Annotated in this window: 3 protein-coding genes and 1 pseudogene; all 4 read right to left on the bottom strand. The window is 69.8% G+C overall.

Annotation, left to right across the window (positions count from 1 at the left end; all coding sequences use genetic code 11):
• Nucleotides 1–407, bottom strand: a pseudogene (locus ACTS11_RS12345) (hypothetical protein); the annotation flags it as partial.
• Between the two features lie 88 nt (nucleotides 408–495).
• On the bottom strand, nucleotides 496–759 hold the full coding sequence (locus ACTS11_RS12340) for a YjhX family toxin (RefSeq protein WP_442640614.1): 264 nt from the start codon (nucleotides 757–759) through the stop codon (nucleotides 496–498).
• A gap of 298 nt (nucleotides 760–1,057) precedes the next feature.
• Complete coding sequence (ccrA, locus tag ACTS11_RS12335; RefSeq protein ID WP_442640613.1) at nucleotides 1,058–2,353, bottom strand: crotonyl-CoA carboxylase/reductase; 1,296 nt, start codon at nucleotides 2,351–2,353, stop codon at nucleotides 1,058–1,060.
• A 118-nt stretch (nucleotides 2,354–2,471) separates the two neighbouring features.
• Nucleotides 2,472–3,872 carry a 1-acyl-sn-glycerol-3-phosphate acyltransferase gene (locus ACTS11_RS12330; protein WP_442640612.1) on the bottom strand — a complete coding sequence of 467 codons (1,401 nt, stop codon included), beginning with the start codon at nucleotides 3,870–3,872 and terminating at the stop codon, nucleotides 2,472–2,474.
• Nucleotides 3,873–3,991: the final 119 nt, after the last annotated feature.

Genomic DNA, 3,991 nt, shown 5'->3' with positions numbered 1-3,991 from the left:
GCCGGGTCGGGGGTGAAGGGCGCGGCCTCGCCCGGCCAGGCCTCGCGGAGCACCTGGGCCAGCGCGGCGAGAAGGTCGCCCGCCGCGTCCGACCCCGGCCGGGCCTGCGCCGCGACGAGCCGCAGCTCCACGATCCGGTTGCGGTAGGCGCGGGCGAGGCAGTCCGCGTCGGTCCCGCAGCGGCCCCGATCGGCGAGCCACGCGCCCTGCTCGATGTCCGGGCTCACGTCGAGCGCGTCGCCGAGCGCGGCCTCGAGCTCCAGCTCCAGCGCGCCGAGGTCCGGGTTCTCGCAGATCGCGCGGGCGGTGGGGGTCAGCGTGTCGGCCGCGCACCAGGCCGGGCTCTGGGCGTTCATCGCGCCTCCCGCGAGGCAGAAGCCCGCCGCCGCAAGCGTCATCCTGAGCATGGTCCGCCTCCCGTCCGTCGTTCCGTCCGGAAACCGGGTGGCACGCGGGAAGGTTCCCGGCGCCCCGCTCCGGGGACGCCGGGCCGGCTCATGCCACGCGGTTGTCGGGTCGGGCGCGCACGCTGCGCCGCCCGAGCTCCGAGATGCGGTACGGCTGCGAATTGCGCGACGCGATCAGCCGCTTGCGTTTCAGCCGCGAGACGATCTCGGGCGTGCAGTCGGACAGGATCATGCCGTCCTGCGTATAGCAGAGCACGTCGACGATGCGCCCGTTCGGCCCGCGTTCGTAGTCGATGCGGCCGCCCTGAGCCAGCACGTGCAGCACGCGCTGTTCCAGTCTTGAGATGTTCATGTGTTGGCCTGTCGGTGAACCATGACGACGGAGGCGTCCGCGAAGGCTCGCGGCGCCCGGTGGTCAGGATCGCCCTGCCGTGGAGACGGCGGCGATCAACGGTTCGAGACAAGCTCCAGCATCTACAATTCCTGCGCTGGCGGGAATGGATGACAGAGGATGGGACGCGAAGGGCCTTCGGTCAACCGGCACCGGGAACGCCTCGGCGCGGACGTGGCCCGAGGGGCACGCCCGGAATACGGACCGCGCGCCCGCACCGTCCTCCACGGCGGGGCGCGCGCGTCGCGTGCGGCGGACCTCAGCCCGCCGTGGGTCCCGCTTCGAGCACGTCCTCCAGCGTCCGGAGGCCGGTGCGTGGCGCCTGCACCAGCACCGCCATGTTGCCCGGCTTGTGCTCGTTGCGCAGCATCTTCATGTGCGCGATCGGCAACTCCTCCCAGGGGAAGACCTCGGACATGCACGGGTCGAGCCGACGGTCGAGCATCAGCTTGTTGGCGGCGGCCGCCTGCTTCAGATGCGCGAAGTGCGAGCCCTGGAGGCGCTTCTGGTGCGACCACATGTGGCGCACGTCGAAGGTGCAGTTGTAGCCCGTGGTGCCCGCGCAGATCACGACCATGCCGCCGCGCTTCACCACGAAGGTCGAGACCGGGAAGGTCGCCTCGCCGGGATGTTCGAAGACCATGTCGACGTTCACGCCCTTGCCGGTGATGTCCCAGATCGCCTTGCCGAAGCGGCGGACCTCGGCGAACCAGGTCTTGTACTCCTCGGTGCCGACCTCGGGCAGGCGCCCCCAGCAGTCGAAGTCCTTGCGGTTGATGACGCCCTTGGCGCCGAGGTCCATGACGAACTGGCGCTTGTCCTCGTCCGAGATCACGCCGATGGCGTTCGCTCCGGCCGTGTTGATGAGCTGGATCGCGAAGGAGCCGAGGCCGCCCGACGCGCCCCACACCAGCACGTTCTGGCCGGGCTTCAGGTCGTGCGGCTCGTGCCCGAAGAGCATCCGGTAGGCGGTGGCGAGCGTCAGCGTGTAGCAGGCGCTCTCCTCCCATGTCAGGTGCTTGGGGCGCGGCATGAGCTGCTGGGACTGCACGCGCGTGAACTGCGCGAAGGAGCCGTCGGCGGTTTCGTAGCCCCAGATGCGCTGCGAGGGCGACAGCATCGGGTCGCCGCCGTTGCACTCCTCGTCGTCGCCGTCGTCCTGGTTGCAGTGGACCACGACCTCGTCGCCGACCTTCCAGCGCGTGACCTTGTCGCCCACAGCCCAGACGATGCCCGCCGCGTCCGAGCCGATGATCGCGTAGGGCGCCTTGTGCTGGTTGAAGACCGATGCGGGCTTGCCGAGGCAGGCCCAGACGCCGTTGTAGTTGACGCCCGCCGCCATCACGAGGACGAGGACATCGTGGCTGTCGAGGGCGGGCGTGTCCACGACCTCGACCTTCAGCGCGTCCACCGGGTCGCCGTGCCGCTCCTGCCGCAGGATCCAGCCGTACATCTGCGCCGGGACGTGCCCGAGGGGCGGGATCTCGCCCATCTCGTAGAGGTCCTTCTTCGGCGCGTCGTAGTCGGCGATGGGCGAATGCTGGTCGAGTGCCATGGAATGGGCCTCCGCTGCGATGATGTCGCCGCGATGCGGAATCGCGGGCTGCTTCTGCAGCGAGAGATAGGCAGGCCCGCGCAACAAAGCAAACGGGAAAATGACCGTTTGCGAAATTTTATGTCGCAACCCTTGCGGCGCGGGGTTCCGGCGCGGCCTCCACCGTGTCGTCGAAGAGATGTGCGACGGAGGCGGCGTAGAAGGCGGCGAGGCGGCGCCCCTCCTCGGTCAGGCTCAGCGCGCCGTCCGGGGCGACGGTCAGCATCCGCCGCTCGGTGAAGGTGCGCAGCCCCGCCTCGATCGTGTAGGCCACGTCGCCCCGCGGCACGAGAAGGGTGACGCCCCGCGCCAGTGCGTCCTCGATGGCGGCGGCGGCGGCCTCCCGCAACGCGCCCTCGGTCGCGACGCCCTGCACCAGCAGATGCGCGATCAGCGGCACGGGCGTCACCGGCATCACGCGGGCGATCCGCTCCATCAGCTCGATCCCGAGGGCGCGGGCCGGGTCCTCGTGCGCACGGTCGAGGAAGCCCGTCAGGCTGAGCGGGTCGCCGAAGCTGACGGCGGCATAGCCATAGCGGTGGAAGCGCCCCGTCAGCCGCAGCCAGACCTGACGGCGCAGGTAGCGCCAGATCGGGCGGAGCGAGAAGCGGAAGGCGCGCGTCCCGCTCTCCTGCGCGGCGATGAGGTTGCGGTCCTCCATCACGCGGTCGTAGTTCAGCGCCACGGGCACGAAGACGACATCGCGCGAGGTGCCGGGTTCGAATCCGTCGAGGAGGTAGGAGAGGAGCCCGAGCTTGGGCCGCCCGAGCCCGCCCGTACGGCTGAGCCCGCCCTCGGGAAAGACGGCCTGCGTGACGCCCGCCTCGGTCGCCATCTGCACGTAGCGGGCAAGGACCTTGCGGTAGAGCGCGTTGTTGTGCCGCCGGCGGATGAAGTAGCCGCCCATCGCGCGCACCAGTTGCCGCAGCGGCCAGACCCGCGCCCACTCGCCCACCGCATAGGCCAGCGCCGAGCGCTCGGCGGCGAGCCACGTGACCAGCACGTAATCCATGTTCGAGCGGTGGTTCATCACGAAGATGACCGTCGCATGTTCGGGAATCGCGGCGAGCGCCGCGTCGTTCGGATGCGCCAGCCGAACCCTGTAGAGCGACTGGCTGAGGACGCGGGCGGCGCGGATGGCGAAGCCGAAATAGGTGAAGGCGGAGAAGCCCGGCACGATCTCGCGGGCATAGCGCTCGGCCTTCTGGAAGGCGACGTCCTCGCGGACGCCGTTCTCCTGCGCATGCTCGGCGATGGCGCGGGCCACCTCGGGATCGTAGATCAGGCGGCGCACGGTATCCATGCGCCGGGCGAGCTTGAAGGGCCGGATCGGCCGCTCGAGCCGCTCGTTCAGGCGCGCGACCGCGGTCTCGAGGCGGCGGCGGAAATACCACCGCACCGAGGGGAAGAGGAAATGCGATGCGAAGGTCACTCCCGCGAAGAGCAGGATCAGCAGGAACAGCCAGAGAGGCAGGGTCACCGTGCTTGTCATCGGCGGGAACGGTGGCAGGAATGACGACGGGAGACAATCTGCCTTGAACGCGCGGGGTTGCGGGCGTTCCGCCGCATCGCAGCGAATTGACAGGGTCACAATATTCT

This window comes from Roseicyclus sp. (genome assembly GCF_052168335.1).
GTDB lineage: Bacteria > Pseudomonadota > Alphaproteobacteria > Rhodobacterales > Rhodobacteraceae > Roseibacterium.
The sequence above is the reverse complement of the archived record's forward strand: the minus strand, read 5'-3'. Positions and strand labels throughout refer to the sequence as shown.

What these genes read in the sequence shown, in the direction of transcription:
- ACTS11_RS12340 (WP_442640614.1), bottom strand. Translation starts at nt 759, where the DNA reads ATGAACATCTCAAGACTGGAACAGCGCGTGCTGCACGTGCTGGCTCAG.
- ccrA (WP_442640613.1), bottom strand. Translation starts at nt 2,353, where the DNA reads ATGGCACTCGACCAGCATTCGCCCATCGCCGACTACGACGCGCCGAAG.